The sequence below is a fragment of the Vreelandella sulfidaeris Esulfide1 genome, assembly GCF_054072535.1.
On the sequence record NZ_CM133364.1, the window covers coordinates 1242118 to 1258646 of the forward strand.

Sequence of the window (16529 nt, forward strand, 5' to 3'; positions counted from 1 at the left end):
CCGCATTCCATGAACAAATCTAGGCGGTTCTTATCGCCGACATCGGTTCATTGGAGGACGCATGAGCGACCAGGATTACGAACGCGATTACGAACATCTTGATTGGCAAGTGGATGATGAGGAATCATCAGCCACAGACAACGCCCACGGCGCTGAAAATAGCGCTAACGCGAGTTCCGAAGAAAACTCTGAAGAACAGGACAGCAAAGAGTACCGCTCAGACGGTGAACGGGTAAATTCCCTGGTGCCGGCTAGCGAAATGCTGCCCGAGCGCATTTATCTTCTGCCTATTCATAATCGACCTTTTTTCCCCGCCCAGGTCCAGCCCCTGGTCGTCAATCGTGAGCGCTGGGAAGAGACCATGCGCCGGGTAGGTAACACCCCCCACCATACGTTGGGCGTTGCCTTTGTGGGCGAGCAAGGCGTTACCTCGCTAGATCACGAAGGTTTCCCCGAGATCGGTACCGCGGTGAAGGTGCATAAACTCAAGGGCGAAGACGATCAGATTCAGTTTATCGCTCAGGGCCTGCAGCGCTTCAAAATTACCCGCTGGCTGTCTAAAGAGCCGCCTTATCTGGTCGAAGTGACCTACCCCAAAGAGCCTGTTGACGCGGAGAATGAAGAGACGCGCGCCTACGCCATGGCGATCATCAACGGCATTAAAGAACTACTGCCGATTAACCCGCTGTATGGCGAGGAACTTAAGCATTATCTCAATCGCTTTAGCCCCCATCAGCCTGGGCCGTTGACCGATTTTGCCGCAGCGATTACTTCTGCCAAAGGGCCTGAGCTTCAGGATGTGCTGGCCACCCTATCGGTGGAAGAGCGGATGCAGAAAGTGTTGCCGCTGCTGCGTAAAGAGATCGATGTTGCGCTACTGCAGGGCGAGATCAGCGAGCAGGTGAATGCCCAAATGCAGGATCGCCAGCGCGAGTTTTTCCTGCGCGAGCAGCTCAAGGTCATTCAACGTGAACTCGGCATTTCTAAAGACGATCGTGAAAACGATGTGGATACCTTTAGAGCCCGGCTGGAGTCGCTGGTAGTACCCGAGCGTGTGCAAACGCGAATCGACGATGAGTTGAATAAACTCAGCGTGCTGGAAACCGGTTCGCCTGAGTATGGCACCACCCGGAACTACCTGGATTGGCTCACCTCGTTGCCTTGGGGTGTTACCAGCCAGGATCAACTGGATCTACCTCACGCTCGTCAGGTCTTGGACCGTGACCATGATGGCTTGAAAGACGTAAAAGAGCGCATTGTCGAGTTTCTGGCCGAGGGCACCTTCAAAGGTGATGTGGGCGGCTCAATTGTTCTGCTCGTAGGCCCGCCCGGGGTGGGTAAAACGTCCATCGGTCGCTCGATTGCCGAAGCCTTGGGACGTCAGTTTTACCGCTTCTCGGTAGGCGGTATGCGCGATGAAGCGGAGATTAAAGGGCACCGGCGTACCTATGTGGGCGCGATGCCCGGTAAGCTGGTGCAGGCCTTTAAAGAGGTGGAGGTCGAGAACCCGGTGATTATGCTCGACGAGATCGACAAACTGGGACAATCCTTCCAGGGCGATCCCGCCTCAGCATTACTGGAAGTGCTCGACCCTGAGCAGAACGTCGATTTCCTTGATCACTATCTTGATGTTCGCATGGACCTTTCAAAGGTGCTGTTTATATGCACCGCGAATACGCTGGATTCGATTCCAGGTCCGCTGCTCGACCGCATGGAGCAAATTCGTCTCTCCGGTTATATCGCGGAAGAGAAGCTGGCGATTGCCAAGAATCATCTATGGCCGAAGCTGCTTAAGCGCAACAACCTGCCCAAAAAACGCATCAACTTATCCGATGCGGCCTTGAAGCAGGTAATTGAAGGCTATGCCCGCGAAGCCGGGGTGCGCCAGCTAGAGAAACAGCTGCACCGTATTGTGCGTAAATCCGCTGTTAAATTACTGGAAGAGGAGCTGGGAACGGTCAAGGTATCGGTTAAAAACCTGGAGGAGTTCTTGGGCGCGCCGATCTTCCGTAAAGAAAAAGTGCTTACTGGCGAAGGAGTGGTGACCGGCTTGGCGTGGACCTCGATGGGCGGGGCAACGCTGCCGATTGAAGCGGGCAAAGTACACTCGCTGGATCGCGGTTTTAAACTGACCGGCAAGCTGGGCGAAGTGATGCAGGAGTCCGCCAATATCGCTTACAGCTATACGCTTGGCCATTTGCAGGAGTATGGCGCCGATGCAGACTTCTTTGACTCGGCGTTTGTACACTTGCACGTGCCTGAGGGGGCCACACCTAAAGATGGTCCTTCGGCGGGGGTTACTATGACCACCGCACTGCTATCGCTGGCCAAGCACCATGCTATTAAGCGGCCTTTGGCAATGACCGGCGAGTTAACCTTAACGGGCCAAGTGCTTCCGGTAGGGGGGATTCGCGAAAAGGTCATTGCTGCACGACGCAGCGACATCTTTGAACTAATTCTGCCCGACGCCAACAAGCGTGATTATGAAGAACTGCCGGATTATCTAAAAGAAGGCATGACGGTGCACTTTGCCAAACGTTACCGTGATGTGGCGGATGTGGTGTTTGGTAGTTGATAGAAGATTTATAACCCTTTTACGACAATTGCTTATTACCTACTTGGGCGCCATACGAAAGTATGGCGCTTTTTTTACAGTTGTTCGCGGCATTGCCGATATAAAGCGCAGCGATAATAAAGTTTGTTTTAATAAAAATTAATTATTCCTAATTATTGGAGAGCTAATGCGCAATAACCAGCCAGTGACGCAACGCGAGTATGTGCTGAGTGAGGAAGCAGTACTCATTTCCCGTTCGGACCTTAAAGGAAATGTCACCTACGCGAATCCTACCTTCGTTGAGGTCAGTGGTTATAGCCGTGAAGAGCTCATTGGTGCCCCGCATAATCTACTTCGTCACCCCGATATGCCCGAAGCGGCTTACGCGGACTTTTGGAAAACCATTCAAGCAGGCGTGACTTGGCAGGGTGTGGTTAAAAACAGACGTAAAAATGGCGATCACTATTGGGTAAATGCCACAGTTGCCCCGTTGCGGGATGGTGAACGCATTGTTGGTTATACCTCTGTGCGCCGTAAAGCTGCCGCAAATGCCGTTGCCAGAGCAGAAAAAATTTATGCAGAGATTCGCGAAAAGGGCAAGTCACGACACTATGGCCTTTCCCAGGGCACGCTACGGCGCAAAGGGTTAACAGGGATACTGGCGCGATTACAACTGACCAGCTTGAAAGCCAAGCTGACCAGTATGGTGGTGGCGTCGCTGTTGTTGCTTGTCCTCGCGGGTGGGTTGGGCGTTTATGCGTTGATGGTTTCCGGCGAGCGCCTGGAAACACTCAATCGCTCAGGGCTGGGCGAAGTCGCCTCACTGCAGCATATCGAACGCTATATTGGACAAACGGTCGAGACGTTAGAGCCGGTGGTACGTAACCCGCGTCAGGCTGATCTGGATGCCATTAACGCGGAAATTAGCCAGTATGTTGAAGCGATGCAAGGGCTATGGACGGATTATTACGTTGATGAAACAGCCGCGGCTGAGGCCACCCAGCGCTTTAATAGTGCGCTGGCCACATGGAGTACCGGCGTAAACACTACGCTGGTGGCTATTCAAGAAGGCAATGGATTCGCGGCGTTTGAAGCCTTTAATGACATTGTGGTGCCGACGACTCAGACACTGCGCGAGATAAACAGTACGCTGGTTGAACAGGTGCGTGCTGATGCCGAAGTGTTGGTTTCCCAGGCGCAAAGTGGGCGTCAACAAATGTTGCTTGCACAATTGGCGTTACTGGCCGTTGGTTTCTTAGTCATGATTGGCCTAAGTATCATGACTATGAGATCGGTGTTTCGCAGCTTGTCAGGCGCGCGTTATATCACTTTCCAAATTGCGGCAGGTAATCTGGCCGCTCGCGAGCGTCGCCAAACCAACGATGAGTTGGGCGAGTTACTCTACTCGTTGGACACGATGCGCTTTAGCCTATCCAGCATTGTGGGGGATGTTGAAAGTCGCGTCTCGGTGGTTACGCCGGCGATCCAGCAGATAGCCGCTGAAAATGAAGAGCTCTCTTCGCGCACAGAGCAACAGGCATCATCGCTTCAGCAGACCGCATCGAGCATGGAGGAGATGACCTCGACGGTTCAGCAGAATACCGAGAATGCCCGCCAGGCCACCGATCTAGCAGTGCAAAATGCCGCGAGCACTCGCGACACAGGGCGGCAAATGCAGCAATTGGTGGAGCGTATGCAGCGTATTGCCCAGAGTGCCGAAAAGATGACCGAGATGATCAGTGTGATCGATGGCATTGCTTTTCAAACCAACATCCTGGCACTCAACGCATCGGTTGAAGCCGCCCGCGCTGGCGAACATGGCCGCGGCTTTGCGGTCGTCGCCAGCGAAGTGCGCAATTTGGCCGGGCGGAGTGCGGATGCCGCCCAAGAAATTCGTAAGATGATTGACAGTACTACCCAAGAAGTCAGCGGTGGCCGTAGTGCAGTTGAGCAGGCGGAACGGGCGATAGAAGAGGTCACCCAGCAAGTTAGCCGAGTCAGTGAACTGATGGAATCCATTAGCACTGCTTCCACCGAGCAGAGCAGTGGGATTGGTCAAATCAATTCGGCAATTGCCGAAATGGACCTTGTGACTCAGCAGAACGCCTCAAAAGTACAATCAATCGCAGCGTCAGCCGATCACCTCTCTCTTGAAGCTTTTGAGCTCGTCAATGTGGTGGATGCGTTTCGTTTGGAAGGTGCTCAGGATGAGAATATCCAAGCGGCAAGAGCGAAGTTACAACGCGCCACTCAAGCGCTGAATAAAGCAACACACGGTTTGCCAGCGCCTTCCGAACAGCGTGCTAAGCCGCCCGCAACGCAATCCCGCTCTGATCAGTGGGAAGCGTTTTAGCGCTAATAGTGCTTACAATAATAGAATCAGTAACTGTAATGTAGGCTGCTGATTTCTATCAATTCGTTTTACCACATGCCACCCTTCGCGGTGGCATGTTTTATGCATTACTCCTAATTGAAAAGGCTCAGCCAGTGAGTAATTTAGCCAAGGGGACTCAGCTAAATCTAATGGCGGTAAAAAGCCTTCAATAAAAAAGTAGGGGTTCTAAATGCGCACTGTTAAGCAAACACAATCTACCCAAACACCGTTTACACAAGCGACCGCTGCTGTGTACGAGCTAGCCGATGATGATGTCTTGATCTCGCGCTCGGACCTTCAGGGCAGGATCACCTACGCCAATCAAACCTTTGTCGACGTTAGCGGCTACCCGTTGGAAGAGTTAATGGGCGAACCCCACAACCTGTTCCGCCACCCCAGCATGCCCAACGTCGTTTTTCAGAACCTGTGGGAAACCATTGAAGCGGGTAAAACCTGGCAGGGTCTGATTAAGAACCGCCGTCAAAGTGGGGAAGCCTATTGGATGCATACCACCATCGCACCGCTACTTGATGGTGACCGCGTGGTGGGTTATACCTCTATCCGGCGTAAAGCCACGGTTGAAGCGATTGAGCGGGCTGAGCGTGTTTACGCTGCCATGCAAGAGGGCAAAACACGAGGCTTCAAGCTCCATTATGGTGCAATACGCCACAAAGGAGTGCGAGGCTGGGTAAAGCGTTTTAGCTTCAGTAGCATGCAGGCCAAGCTTATAGGGATGGTGCTGGCTTCGATCATCTTGTTGGTGTTAGCAGGAGCGGCAGGCGTTTATGGCTTAACCAGTTCTGCCGAACGTCTACGTACGCTCAACCAAACCGGCCTAGAAGGCATTTCCGATCTTCAACAGATTGATCAACGCGTTAGCCAAGCGATCCAAGTGCTTGAGCCTGCCGTGCGCAACCCGCGCCGTGCGGACCTCGAACTCCTTGAAACACAATTAAAGACCATGAGCACTGACATTGATCAGTCATGGCAAGGTTTCACCGCGCAGCGTGAAACAGAGAGTTTACAGGAAGAGCTGACAGCGCAACTGGCCACCTTTGTAGAAAGTGCCGATATCACCCTAACCGCGATCGTTGATGGCAATGGGTTTGCCGCCTTTGAGGCTTTTAATGACACCGTGCAGCCGACTTCTGACAATATCAGTGTCTCTATTAACGCATTGGTGGATCAAGAGAGAGCCGCGGCCCAATCGCTAATGGAAAACGCAGAACAACAGCAACAAGTGCTGCTGTACGGTCAGTTAGGTGTTCTGCTGCTCGGTATTGTATTGATGATCGGCATCAGCATGGCGGTGCTTAAATCGCTGATTAAATCGCTTAACGAAGCGCGTCGGGTTACCTTTCAAATAGCGGCAGGCAATCTGGCCAATCGCGTTACTTTAAAGCGCAATGATGAACTGGGTGAGTTGCTGAATTCGCTAGAAACAATGCGCGCAAGCCTGTCGGGGCTAATTACCGAGGTGGGTAATAAAGTCGATGTGGTGACGCCCGCCTCTGAACATATCAAGCAGCAGAATGAAGAGCTGGCGTCACGCACCGAGCAGCAGGCGTCTTCGCTGCAGCAAACGGCTTCCAGCATGGATCAAATGACGGCGACCGTGCAGCAAAATACCGAGAACGCCCGCCAAGCCAATCAGTTGGCTATGCAAAATGCCACCACTAGTCGTGAAACCGGCGAGCGCATGCAGGCCCTTGTCGAGCGTATGGAACGCATTGCCGCCAGTGCCGGTAAGATGACCGATATTATTAGTGTCATTGATGGCATCGCCTTCCAAACCAATATTCTGGCGCTGAATGCTTCGGTGGAGGCTGCCCGGGCTGGCGAGCAGGGGAGAGGTTTTGCCGTGGTGGCAAATGAAGTGCGTAATCTAGCGGGGCGCAGTGCCGATGCCGCTGGCGAAATACGACGGCTAATTGACTCTTCCGCCCAGGAAATCAGTGGTGGTGCTCAAGCGGTGAAGGAAGCTGAGGCAGCTATCGATCAGGTCGTGACGCAAGTAATGAAAGTCAGCGACATTATGGAGGAGATCAGTACTGCGTCTGATGAGCAGAGCAGCGGAATTGCGCAAATCAATACGGCCGTCTCCGAGATGGATCATGTCACCCAGCAGAACGCATCCAAGGTGCAGACAATTTCCAACGCTGCTCACGATCTTACCCGCGAAGCCTTGAGCCTTGCCAATGTCATCGCTGCCTTCCGCTTGGAGGGCGCAGCCGACGAGAGTAGTGAAACAGCGCTTAGACGTGTGTTTAAGCAGGCAGGGCTAGGATCCCCACCTGCATTAGCAGCGGCAGCACCGTCGCCGTTAATTTCACGCCAGGACCGTTCGCTTCAACCCAATACTCCTGCCCAGCCAGCCGAAGAGGCGTGGGAAGCCTTTTAATTAATTTGGCGCCATGGAGGGCGCTTTCCTCTTCTTGTGTCTAGTCTCCTCTTCTTGTATCTAGTCTCTGGGCGGCGCTCATGCCACAATCTAAAGCCGCTGATTCTTTCAGAAAAAGCCTAGCCTGCAGCCTTGCATGCTGTGGGTTAATAAAAAATAGAGCATTTCTTTAAGATAGTTATTAAGAGAGATATTGAGAGAGTAGAGGACGACATGCCAGAGTATCGCTCACGTACGACCACCGCTGGCCGCAATATGGCCGGTGCCCGTGCCCTATGGCGCGCCACCGGTATGCAGGATGGGGACTTTCAAAAGCCAATTATTGCTGTCGCCAACTCCTTCACGCAGTTTGTGCCGGGCCATGTTCATTTGAAAGACATGGGCCAGCTTGTCGCGCGGGAAATTGAGAAAGCCGGTGGCGTTGCGAAAGAGTTCAATACCATTGCGGTGGATGATGGCATCGCCATGGGACACGACGGCATGCTCTACTCGCTGCCCAGCCGTGACCTGATCGCCGACAGCGTCGAGTATATGTGTAACGCCCACTGTGCCGATGCGCTGGTGTGTATTTCCAACTGCGACAAAATCACCCCAGGAATGTTGATGGCTGCTTTGCGCCTTAATATTCCGGTTATTTTCGTTTCCGGCGGCCCCATGGAAGCGGGCAAAACCAAGCTGCTCGACCATGGCCTGGATTTAGTCGATGCCATGGTGATGGCCGCCGATGACAGCGTTGACGATGAGACCCTCGCCGAAGTCGAGCGTAGTGCTTGCCCTACCTGTGGTAGCTGCTCGGGTATGTTTACTGCCAATTCGATGAACTGCCTGACCGAAGCGTTGGGCTTGGCACTACCGGGCAATGGGACCGTGCTGGCGACTCACTCGGATCGTCGCCGCCTGTTTGAAACGGCCGGCCAACGTATTGTCGAGCTTGCCAAACGCTACTACGAAGGTGACGAGGCGCATCTGCTACCGCGTGCTATTGCTTCCAAGGCGGCGTTTAAAAACGCCATGACCCTGGACATCGCCATGGGCGGTTCTACCAATACTATTCTGCACTTCCTGGCAGCGGCTCAAGAAGCAGAAGTGGACTTTACGATGTCGGATATCGACCGTCTGTCCCGTGAAGTGCCTCAACTGTGTAAAGTAGCGCCCAATACTCAGAAATATCATATCGAAGATGTCCACCGTGCGGGCGGCATTATGGCGATTCTGGGTGAGCTGGATCGTGCACACGTTCTGGATACCTCGGTGCCCACCGTGTATGGCGATAGCCTTAAAGAAGCGCTGGATGAGTGGGATATCATGCGCTCACCTAGCGCTGAGGTGGTCGAGTTCTTTAAAGCCGGGCCGGGTGGCGTACCTACTCAGACCGCGTTTTCCCAAAGCGCCCGTTGGCCGAGCCTGGATGGTGACCGGGCTACCGGTTGTATTCGTGATCTCGAACACGCCTTTTCTCAGCAGGGCGGCTTAGCCGTGCTTTACGGCAATATCGCGCTGGATGGCTGCGTAGTGAAAACCGCCGGGGTCGACGACTCGATTTTAGTATTTGAAGGGCCTGCCCATGTGGTCGAGTCCCAGGATCAGGCGGTCGCCGACGTGCTTGCGGATAAGGTCAAAGAAGGCGATGTCGTGGTGATCCGCTACGAAGGCCCCAAAGGCGGCCCCGGCATGCAGGAAATGCTTTATCCCACTTCGTATCTCAAGTCCAAAGGGTTAGGAAAAGCCTGCGCGCTACTCACCGATGGACGTTTTTCGGGCGGTACTTCTGGGCTTTCAATTGGCCATGTTTCGCCTGAAGCGGCAGCAGGGGGCGCCATTGGGTTAATCGAGCAGGGCGATATCATCCGCATTGATATTCCTAACCGGGCGATCAACGTCGATCTTAGCGATGCTGAGTTGGCGGCTCGCCGTGAAGCGATGGAGGCCAAAGGCGCAATGGCCTGGAAGCCCGTTGAACAACGCCCACGCAAGATTACACCAGCGCTTAAAGCGTATGCGTTATTGGCGACGTCGGCGGATAAAGGCGCCGTTCGAGACCTCAGCAAGCTGGATTGATACAGCAGCTAAGCTTAGCAATCAGCCGCAGCAACAAACTGAAGGAATGCAATGAAGGCAATTATTAACGTTGGATTGGTCGGCTACGGGTTCGCTAGCCAGACGTTCCACGCACCGCTGATTCGGGCTACGGAAGGCTTGGATCTGGTGGCGGTTTCATCAAGTGATGCCGCTAAAGTTCAGGCATCTCTACCTCATGTAGACGTGGAGGCGCAGGCACTAGCGCTTTGCAAACGCAGCGATATTGACCTGATTGTTATCCCGACACCGAATGACACGCATTTTCCTCTCGCCAAGGCTGCACTTTCTGCGGGCAAGCACGTGGTGGTGGATAAACCGTTCACGGTCACCCTGTCAGAAGGAAAGTTACTCAAAAAGCTGGCGGACGAAAAAGAGTGTCTATTATCGGTATTTCACAACCGCCGTTGGGACAGTGACTTTCTGACCATCAAGGCATTGCTAGACGCGGGTACGCTAGGGCGTGTCGTTAACGTTGAGTCTCGCTTTGACCGCTTTCGCCCCGAAGTCCGCGATCGTTGGCGCGAGAAGGCGGCCCCCGGTGGTGGGATTTGGTACGACTTGGGGCCGCACCTGCTGGACCAAGCCTGCGAGTTATTTGGCATGCCCCAGGCACTCTTGCTGGAACTAGATGCATTACGTGATGGTGCCAAGGCCGACGATGACTTCCTGGCACTGCTGGATTATGAAGGCTTCCGCGTTACCCTGTCGGCAGGTACGCTGGTAGCCGATCCAACCCCGCGCTTTCGAATTCACGGAACCCAGGGCAGCTTCGTTAAATATGGTTTGGACCCCCAGGAAGACCGTCTGAAAGCAGGCGAAGTGCCCACGTCACAATGGGGCGAGGATAACCAGCACGGCATCTTAACGCTGCGCGAAGGGGAGGGTGAAAACGCGCCGCTAGTGCGCCGTGAATTGCCAACGCTGCCGGGCGACTACTTTGCTTATTACCAAGGCATCGCTGCCGCTATCCGCGATAAAGCGCCGTTGCCCGTTACTGTAGACGATGCCCTGCGCTCAATGATCTTGCTCGAAGCAGGATTGGATAGTCACCGCCAACGGCGCTGGATATCGTTGAAAAATCATCTCTAGTGGCTGCAGGGAATGGGGCTATGGCTAGCCCCGGCCCCTATCTAGTCTCACCCCTTATGCCTCAAAGCAGGTCCGTCGCGCTGTTGCGCTTCTCTTCTCGCAGCCTGTCTCGCGCGATATAAAGCGCGGCAATGGCCCGCGCCTCATGAAAATCCTCGCGCAACAAAAGGGCGGGAAGCTCTTCGATTGCGTGGGTTTCGACAATCAACGGCTCAGGCTCATCACCTGGTAGACGCTTGGGATAAAGGTCGGTGGCGAGAAGCACCTGCATACGGTGGCGCATATAGTTGGGTGCCAGGGAAAGCTCGACTAGCGGTTCAATACGACGCGCGCCAACCCCACACTCCTCCATCAACTCACGATTAGCAGCGGTGATGATATCTTCGCCGGGGTCAACCAGCCCCTTGGGCAGGGTGAGTACATAATCTTCAAACCCGGCCGCATACTCGCGAATCAATAGCACATGGTCGGGGTCTGGCATGGCCACCATCATCACCGCGCCACGGTCAGCGCCGGTTAAGCGTTCAAACTGACGCTCTTCGCCGTTGGAAAAGCGCAAATCAAGTGACTCAATCTGGAATAAACGGCTTTGGGCTACGCTTTTACGCGCCAAAATTTGTGGCTTGCGCTGATAGCCCGAGCGCTTAACGCTAGTATCCTCGGGGGGATTAGAAGTGGGGTGCGTCGGGGGAAACGTCGACATAAAGAGAGCCTCCATGGCTGGAAAAAGGCGGTTAAGCTACAATAGCACGCTTACTCCTTATGCGACTGGAGCGGCAATGATTGATTGGCGCGAGATAGACACCGTCCTACTCGATATGGATGGCACGCTGTTGGATTTACACTTTGACAGCCATTTCTGGCTGGAGCACTTACCGCGACGCTACCGCGAACTGCACCAGTTGGATGAAGCCTCCCAGGAAGCACTGCGCGCACGCATTATCGGCGAGCAGGGCACGTTAAACTGGTACAGCCTGGCGTACTGGAGCCGCGAACTAGGCGTCGATATTGTCGCTCTTAAGCGCGAAGTTCAGCACCTGATTGGGCTGCGTAGTGACGCGCTGGATTTCCTCAAATGGCTTAAACTAGCGCACCCAAGAGTGGTGTTGGCCACCAACGCTGATCGCGCAAGTCTCGCATTGAAATTGCCTCTAACGGGTCTGGAAAGCTACTTAGACGCCATCATCTCTTCCGAGGATGTGGGGGCCGCCAAAGAGGAGCAGGCATTCTGGTTTGCCCTTCAGGAGATCGAGGCTTTTGATCCTGCACGCACGCTGTTTATTGATGACAATGTTCGCGTATTGGAGAGCGCTCGTGAGTTTGGCATCAAGCATTTGCTGGGCATTAAACAACCTGACAGCCAGCGGCCTGAAAAAGAGCTACAGGAATTTATAGCCCTTGACCGGTTCGCTCATCTGTTTCCCGAACAACTGCCGGAACAGCTGTCAGAAACGCAAGGAGAGCATTAATGAGCGAGAGCGTACGCTTGGATAAATGGCTCTGGGCCGCGCGTTTCTTTAAGACCCGCGCACTGGCTAAGAAAGCCATCGAAGGCGGCAAAGTACACTACGACGGGGCGCGGGTTAAAACCAGCAAAAACGTCGAGCTGGGCGCGCTTATCCGTGTGCCTCAGGGCTGGGATATTTATGAAGTGGAAGTGATTGCGCTTTCCGATCAACGGCGCGGCGCGCCAGAAGCGCGCACACTTTATGCAGAAACCGAAGAGAGCGCACAGCGCCGGGCCAAAGAAGCCGAAGCAAGGCGGCTCACTAACGAAGCGATGCAGCACCCGCTTAAACGCCCCGACAAAAAGCAGCGCCGCGATATACAGCGCTTTCAGCGCAACCAAGGGGAGTAGCCCCTTACGCCAATAGCCCAGTTAAACATTAGGTAGCCAATTATGTCTGATCAAATTCAACGCTTTATGTTCGATCACACCAATGTCCGTGGCGAGATCGTTACCTTGGCGGCCGCCTACCATGAAGTGTTGGACCGCCACGCCTACCCACCGGCTGTTAATGCACTATTGGGCGAGCTGTTAGCTGCCGTCGCATTGCTTACCGATACCGTAAAGCTGGATGGCACACTGAGCATTGAAGTACGCGGCACCGGTGTCCTGTCGCTGCTGATGGCCGAATCTAATCCCGGTGGCGAGCTGCGAGCGATTGCACGCATCGCGGAAGACGCCGCGCTGCCTAGCGAGCACGCTACTTTCCGCGAGCTGGTTGGTGAAGGCCAGATTGTCATTACACTCGATCCGCGTGAAGGGCACCGCTATCAAGGTATTGTCGCGCTGGATCAAGCGACGCTCGGCGGCTGTTTGGAAGCCTACTTTAGCCAATCCGAGCAGTTGCCGACCCGGCTATGGTTAGCGGCCGATGAGAAGCGTGCGGGAGGATTGCTCCTGCAGCGCCTGCCGGAAGAGTCACAAAACCAGGATGTCGATGCTTGGGACCGCAGCGTGCAATTAGCCGACACGATTAAAACGGAAGAGTTACTTGGGCTTGAGCAGCGCGAAGTGCTTTACCGCCTATACCACGAAGAAACGGTGCGCGTTTTTGACCCTAAAACACTGCGCTTTGGCTGCACTTGCTCCCGGGAGCGAATGAGCTATGCACTTCACACGCTGGGAAAGGAAGAGTTGCGCGATATTCTGCATGAACAAGGCGCTATCGACACCCAATGCCACTTTTGCCACACGAAATATCACTACACAGCGGCGGATATTGAAATTTTGTTGGACGACCCCGAGGCGCCTTCGCCCACGATTCACTGAGTATGTAGTCGAGGGTGGCCCGTAGAGCATTTTCAAGTGTCGCTAGGCGGGCCAGTGGATTCAATGAATGCGACGTTTGTTGCAAACGGCTGTTTGAATTTTTACTGCGCCGCAACACAAAATATAGTGTCTTTGTAGTAGTTTAACTACAAGATATTTGATCTTCGCCCCCGTTTCCTGGGGGCTTTCTTTTTGCCATAATGCGCCGGACTTTAGCGCGCCCAGCCGGATTTGCAGTGGTTGGGAAGAACTCTAAGGCGTCGGTGACGCCCGGTAACACGAGTGAAATGGCCTTAAGGCCCAGGAATCGACATGACCACGACTCAAGCTCCCCAAGCCCACGTCAATCTCAGCAGCGCCGAACTCATCGAGCGCGCCGTGGCACGTGGCGAAGGCCGTCTCTCGGCTAACGGCGCCCTGGTAGTAAATACCGGCCTGCGTACCGGCCGTTCACCGAAAGATCGCTTTATCGTTGATGAACCCTCCACGCGTAGCCAAATTGATTGGGGAAGCGTCAACCGCCCCTTCGATGCGGACAAGTTCAGCGCATTATGGGGCCGTGTCGATGACTATCTGAATAGCCAGGAAAATTTTGTTGCCGAATTGCACGTAGGCAGTGATTCAACCCACTACTTACCGGTTCGCGTCACCACTGAAACGGCATGGCAAAACCTGTTTGGCCGTACCATGTTTGTTCGCCCCCAAGCCTACAATCCTGCGGCTAAAGACGAGTGGACCATCCTTAATGCCGCAGGCTTTGAGTGTGATCCTTCCCGCGACGGCACCAACTCTGATGGTTGTGTGATCATTAATTTCGCCGAGAAAAAAGTGCTGATTGCTGGCATGCGCTATGCTGGCGAAATGAAAAAAGCCATGTTCTCGGTGCAAAATTTCCTGCTGCCGGCTGCTGACGTACTGCCGATGCACTGCTCGGCCAACGTGGGTGAAGATGGCGAAACTTGCCTGTTTTTCGGCCTTTCCGGCACCGGTAAAACCACGCTCTCGGCTGACCAGGCGCGTTTCCTGATCGGTGATGATGAACACGCGTGGGGCGACGGCATTGTCTTCAATATGGAAGGTGGCTGCTACGCCAAGTGCATCGATCTTTCCGAGAAGAACGAGCCGGTAATCTGGAACGCCATCAAATTTGGCACTGTGCTGGAAAACGTGGTGCTGGATGACCGTCGTGAGCCTGACTACGCCGACGATAGCCTGACCCAGAACTCCCGCGCTGCATACCCGCTGGAGCACGTTGAGAAGCGGGTACCGGAAAACCTCGCAGGCGAGCCAAATGCCATCGTGTTCCTGACCTGCGATATGTCCGGCGTGCTTCCCCCGGTATCTGTACTCTCTAAAGAAGCCGCGGCGTATCATTTCCTCTCAGGCTACACCGCCAAAGTGGGCTCAACCGAAATGGGCTCCTCTGAAGGTCTGGCTGCCACGTTCTCCACCTGCTTTGGTGCACCGTTCTTCCCGCGTCCTGCGCGCGAGTACGCTGACCTGCTGATCAAGCGGGTCGAGAAGAAAGACGCTCAGGTGTATCTGGTCAACACCGGCTGGACAGGCGGTGCTTACGGTGAAGGCGGCTCACGCTTCTCAATCCCGACCACGCGCGCCATTATCAGTGCCATTCAGTCGGGTGTATTGCGTGATATCGACACTAAGCATATTGATGGGCTCAATCTGCAAGTGCCCGTCTCCGTGCCTGGCGTTGATTCTAGCCTGCTAGATCCGCGTGAAACTTGGCAAGACCGTGAGGCTTATGATCGTCATCTCAAAGAGCTGGCGACCAAATTCGTCGATAACTTCAAGAAGTTCGAAGGTGTCAACGAAGCGATCATTCAGGCGGGACCGCAGTTAACCTAATGCTTGGCTGATTGACGCACTCAATAGGGGGCAGGGCTACGGCACTGCCCCTTTTTTGTTGCTTATCGCTTTATCATTGCATAGGCGGCTGACTTTCTGAGATAAAGAGATAGGTAAAACAAGCACTAGGAGTGTTGCGTGAAAGGATGGCTCCAACAACGATGGACCCGCAAAAAACTAGCCAGCATCCATAATTTGCACGATGTGGAGCGGTTAGCGCGTCGAAAATTGCCAAGACCTATTTTTGGCTATATCGACCATGTTGCAGAGGATGGGCGAACCCAGCGTGCTAACCTCACCGCGTTCGATGAATACTGTTTTTTGCCCAAAGCGTTTGTCAACGTCTCGCAGATTGAACTGTCCACTGAGCTATATGGAAAACGCTACTCCGTGCCTTTTGGTATCGCTCCCATGGGGATTAGTGCGTTGTCGGCTTACCAAGGGGACTTGGTGCTGGCGCGGGCAGCGGCGAAATGTAACTTGCCGATGATTATGAGTGGTTCATCGCTAGTGCCCATGGAAGAGGTGGCTCAAGTCGAAGGTGCTGACTGGTTCCAGGCGTACCTGCCGGGAACGCCGGAAGGTATTGAGGCCCTGCTTAAACGTATCGAGCAGGCCGGTTTTAAGAAACTGGTAGTGACGCTTGATTACCCCGTGCCGCCCAACCCGGATAATTTCCGGCGTTCGGGTTTTACGTCTCCGTTGGAGCCAACGCTTCGTCTGGCTGCCGATGGTTTGATGCGACCAGACTGGCTGTGTAATACCTTCCTGCGCACGTTATGGAAGCATGGCATGCCACATTTTGAGAACAATCATGCCGAGCGGGGGGCACCCGTCATCTCTCGCCGAGCGGCGCGGGACTTCTCGGGGCGGCGACATTTCGACTGGGGCTATCTCGACCTGGTGCGCCGTGTGTGGCCCGACACCTTGATCGTGAAAGGGGTACTGAACCCGGAAGATGCCGTTCGTGCACATCAAGCGGGTGTCGACGGCATTATTCTTTCCAATCATGGCGCTCGCCAGTTGGACTGCACGATCTCTCCGCTGCAGGTGCTGCCTGAAATAAAGCGCCGTGTCAGCGATATTCCTATCATGATCGACAGTGGCTTCCGGCGTGGCACCGATGTCATCAAGGCCCTGGCGCTGGGGGCCGACTTTGTATTTGTGGGGCGCCCTTTCAATTATGCGGCTGCCTGCGCTGGGCAAGCGGGAGTTGAGCATGTCGCTGACCTACTGCAGCGTGAAATTGAGCGCAATATGGCGCTACTAGGGCTCACCAGTCTCGCCCAGTTAGACCACACCTGCCTCTACCAGCCATCAACCGATAAAGTACCGCAGCCATTGACGCCCATGCCACAAAACATTCGCTGAGCTCGCATTCCTCGTTACC

General features: G+C 54.3%; 11 protein-coding genes. 10 read left to right on the top strand and 1 reads right to left on the bottom strand.

Features of this window, described 5'->3' with window-relative positions; genetic code table 11:
- The first annotated feature begins 61 nt into the window (after positions 1-61).
- The 5 genes from lon (at position 62) to ACW44H_RS05800 (ending at position 10497) form a co-directional block, all read left to right on the top strand.
- A complete protein-coding gene (gene lon, locus ACW44H_RS05780; RefSeq protein WP_457507625.1) occupies positions 62-2575 on the top strand; it encodes an endopeptidase La in 2514 nt (837 codons plus the stop codon).
- Positions 2576-2741: 166 nt separating this feature from the next.
- Entirely contained in the window at positions 2742-4907 is a 2166-nt protein-coding gene (locus tag ACW44H_RS05785; protein WP_457507626.1) for a methyl-accepting chemotaxis protein, read from the top strand.
- A 211-nt stretch (positions 4908-5118) separates the two neighbouring features.
- Complete coding sequence (locus ACW44H_RS05790) at positions 5119-7329, top strand: methyl-accepting chemotaxis protein (protein ID WP_457507628.1); 2211 nt, start codon at positions 5119-5121, stop codon at positions 7327-7329.
- A 213-nt stretch (positions 7330-7542) separates the two neighbouring features.
- The gene (gene ilvD, locus ACW44H_RS05795; protein ID WP_457507630.1) at positions 7543-9387 is read left to right on the top strand and encodes a dihydroxy-acid dehydratase; all 1845 of its coding nucleotides are present in this window, start codon (positions 7543-7545) and stop codon (positions 9385-9387) included.
- Positions 9388-9438: 51 nt separating this feature from the next.
- Positions 9439-10497, top strand: coding sequence for an oxidoreductase (locus tag ACW44H_RS05800; RefSeq protein ID WP_457507632.1), 1059 nt, complete (start codon positions 9439-9441; stop codon positions 10495-10497).
- Positions 10498-10558: 61 nt separating this feature from the next.
- Here ACW44H_RS05800 and nudE read toward each other — a convergent pair whose 3' ends face one another.
- Positions 10559-11200 carry an ADP compounds hydrolase NudE gene (gene nudE / locus ACW44H_RS05805; protein WP_241524533.1) on the bottom strand — a complete coding sequence of 214 codons (642 nt, stop codon included), beginning with the start codon at positions 11198-11200 and terminating at the stop codon, positions 10559-10561.
- Positions 11201-11276: 76 nt separating this feature from the next.
- On the opposite strand from nudE, the gene yrfG reads away from it, so the two are divergent.
- The 5 genes from yrfG (at position 11277) to ACW44H_RS05830 (ending at position 16510) form a co-directional block, all read left to right on the top strand.
- Positions 11277-11966 carry a GMP/IMP nucleotidase gene (yrfG, locus tag ACW44H_RS05810; RefSeq protein ID WP_113268358.1) on the top strand — a complete coding sequence of 230 codons (690 nt, stop codon included), beginning with the start codon at positions 11277-11279 and terminating at the stop codon, positions 11964-11966.
- The gene (gene hslR / locus ACW44H_RS05815; RefSeq protein WP_447044836.1) at positions 11966-12355 is read left to right on the top strand and encodes a ribosome-associated heat shock protein Hsp15; all 390 of its coding nucleotides are present in this window, start codon (positions 11966-11968) and stop codon (positions 12353-12355) included. The genes yrfG and hslR overlap by 1 nt, the downstream gene beginning before the upstream one ends.
- Positions 12356-12397: 42 nt before the next feature.
- Positions 12398-13273 carry an Hsp33 family molecular chaperone HslO gene (gene hslO, locus ACW44H_RS05820; protein WP_457507636.1) on the top strand — a complete coding sequence of 292 codons (876 nt, stop codon included), beginning with the start codon at positions 12398-12400 and terminating at the stop codon, positions 13271-13273.
- A gap of 312 nt (positions 13274-13585) precedes the next feature.
- Positions 13586-15139 (top strand): phosphoenolpyruvate carboxykinase, encoded by a 1554-nt coding sequence (locus ACW44H_RS05825; RefSeq protein ID WP_457507637.1) that lies wholly within the window; start codon positions 13586-13588, stop codon positions 15137-15139.
- A 138-nt stretch (positions 15140-15277) separates the two neighbouring features.
- On the top strand, positions 15278-16510 hold the full coding sequence (locus ACW44H_RS05830) for an alpha-hydroxy acid oxidase (protein WP_457507640.1): 1233 nt from the start codon (positions 15278-15280) through the stop codon (positions 16508-16510).
- Positions 16511-16529: the final 19 nt, after the last annotated feature.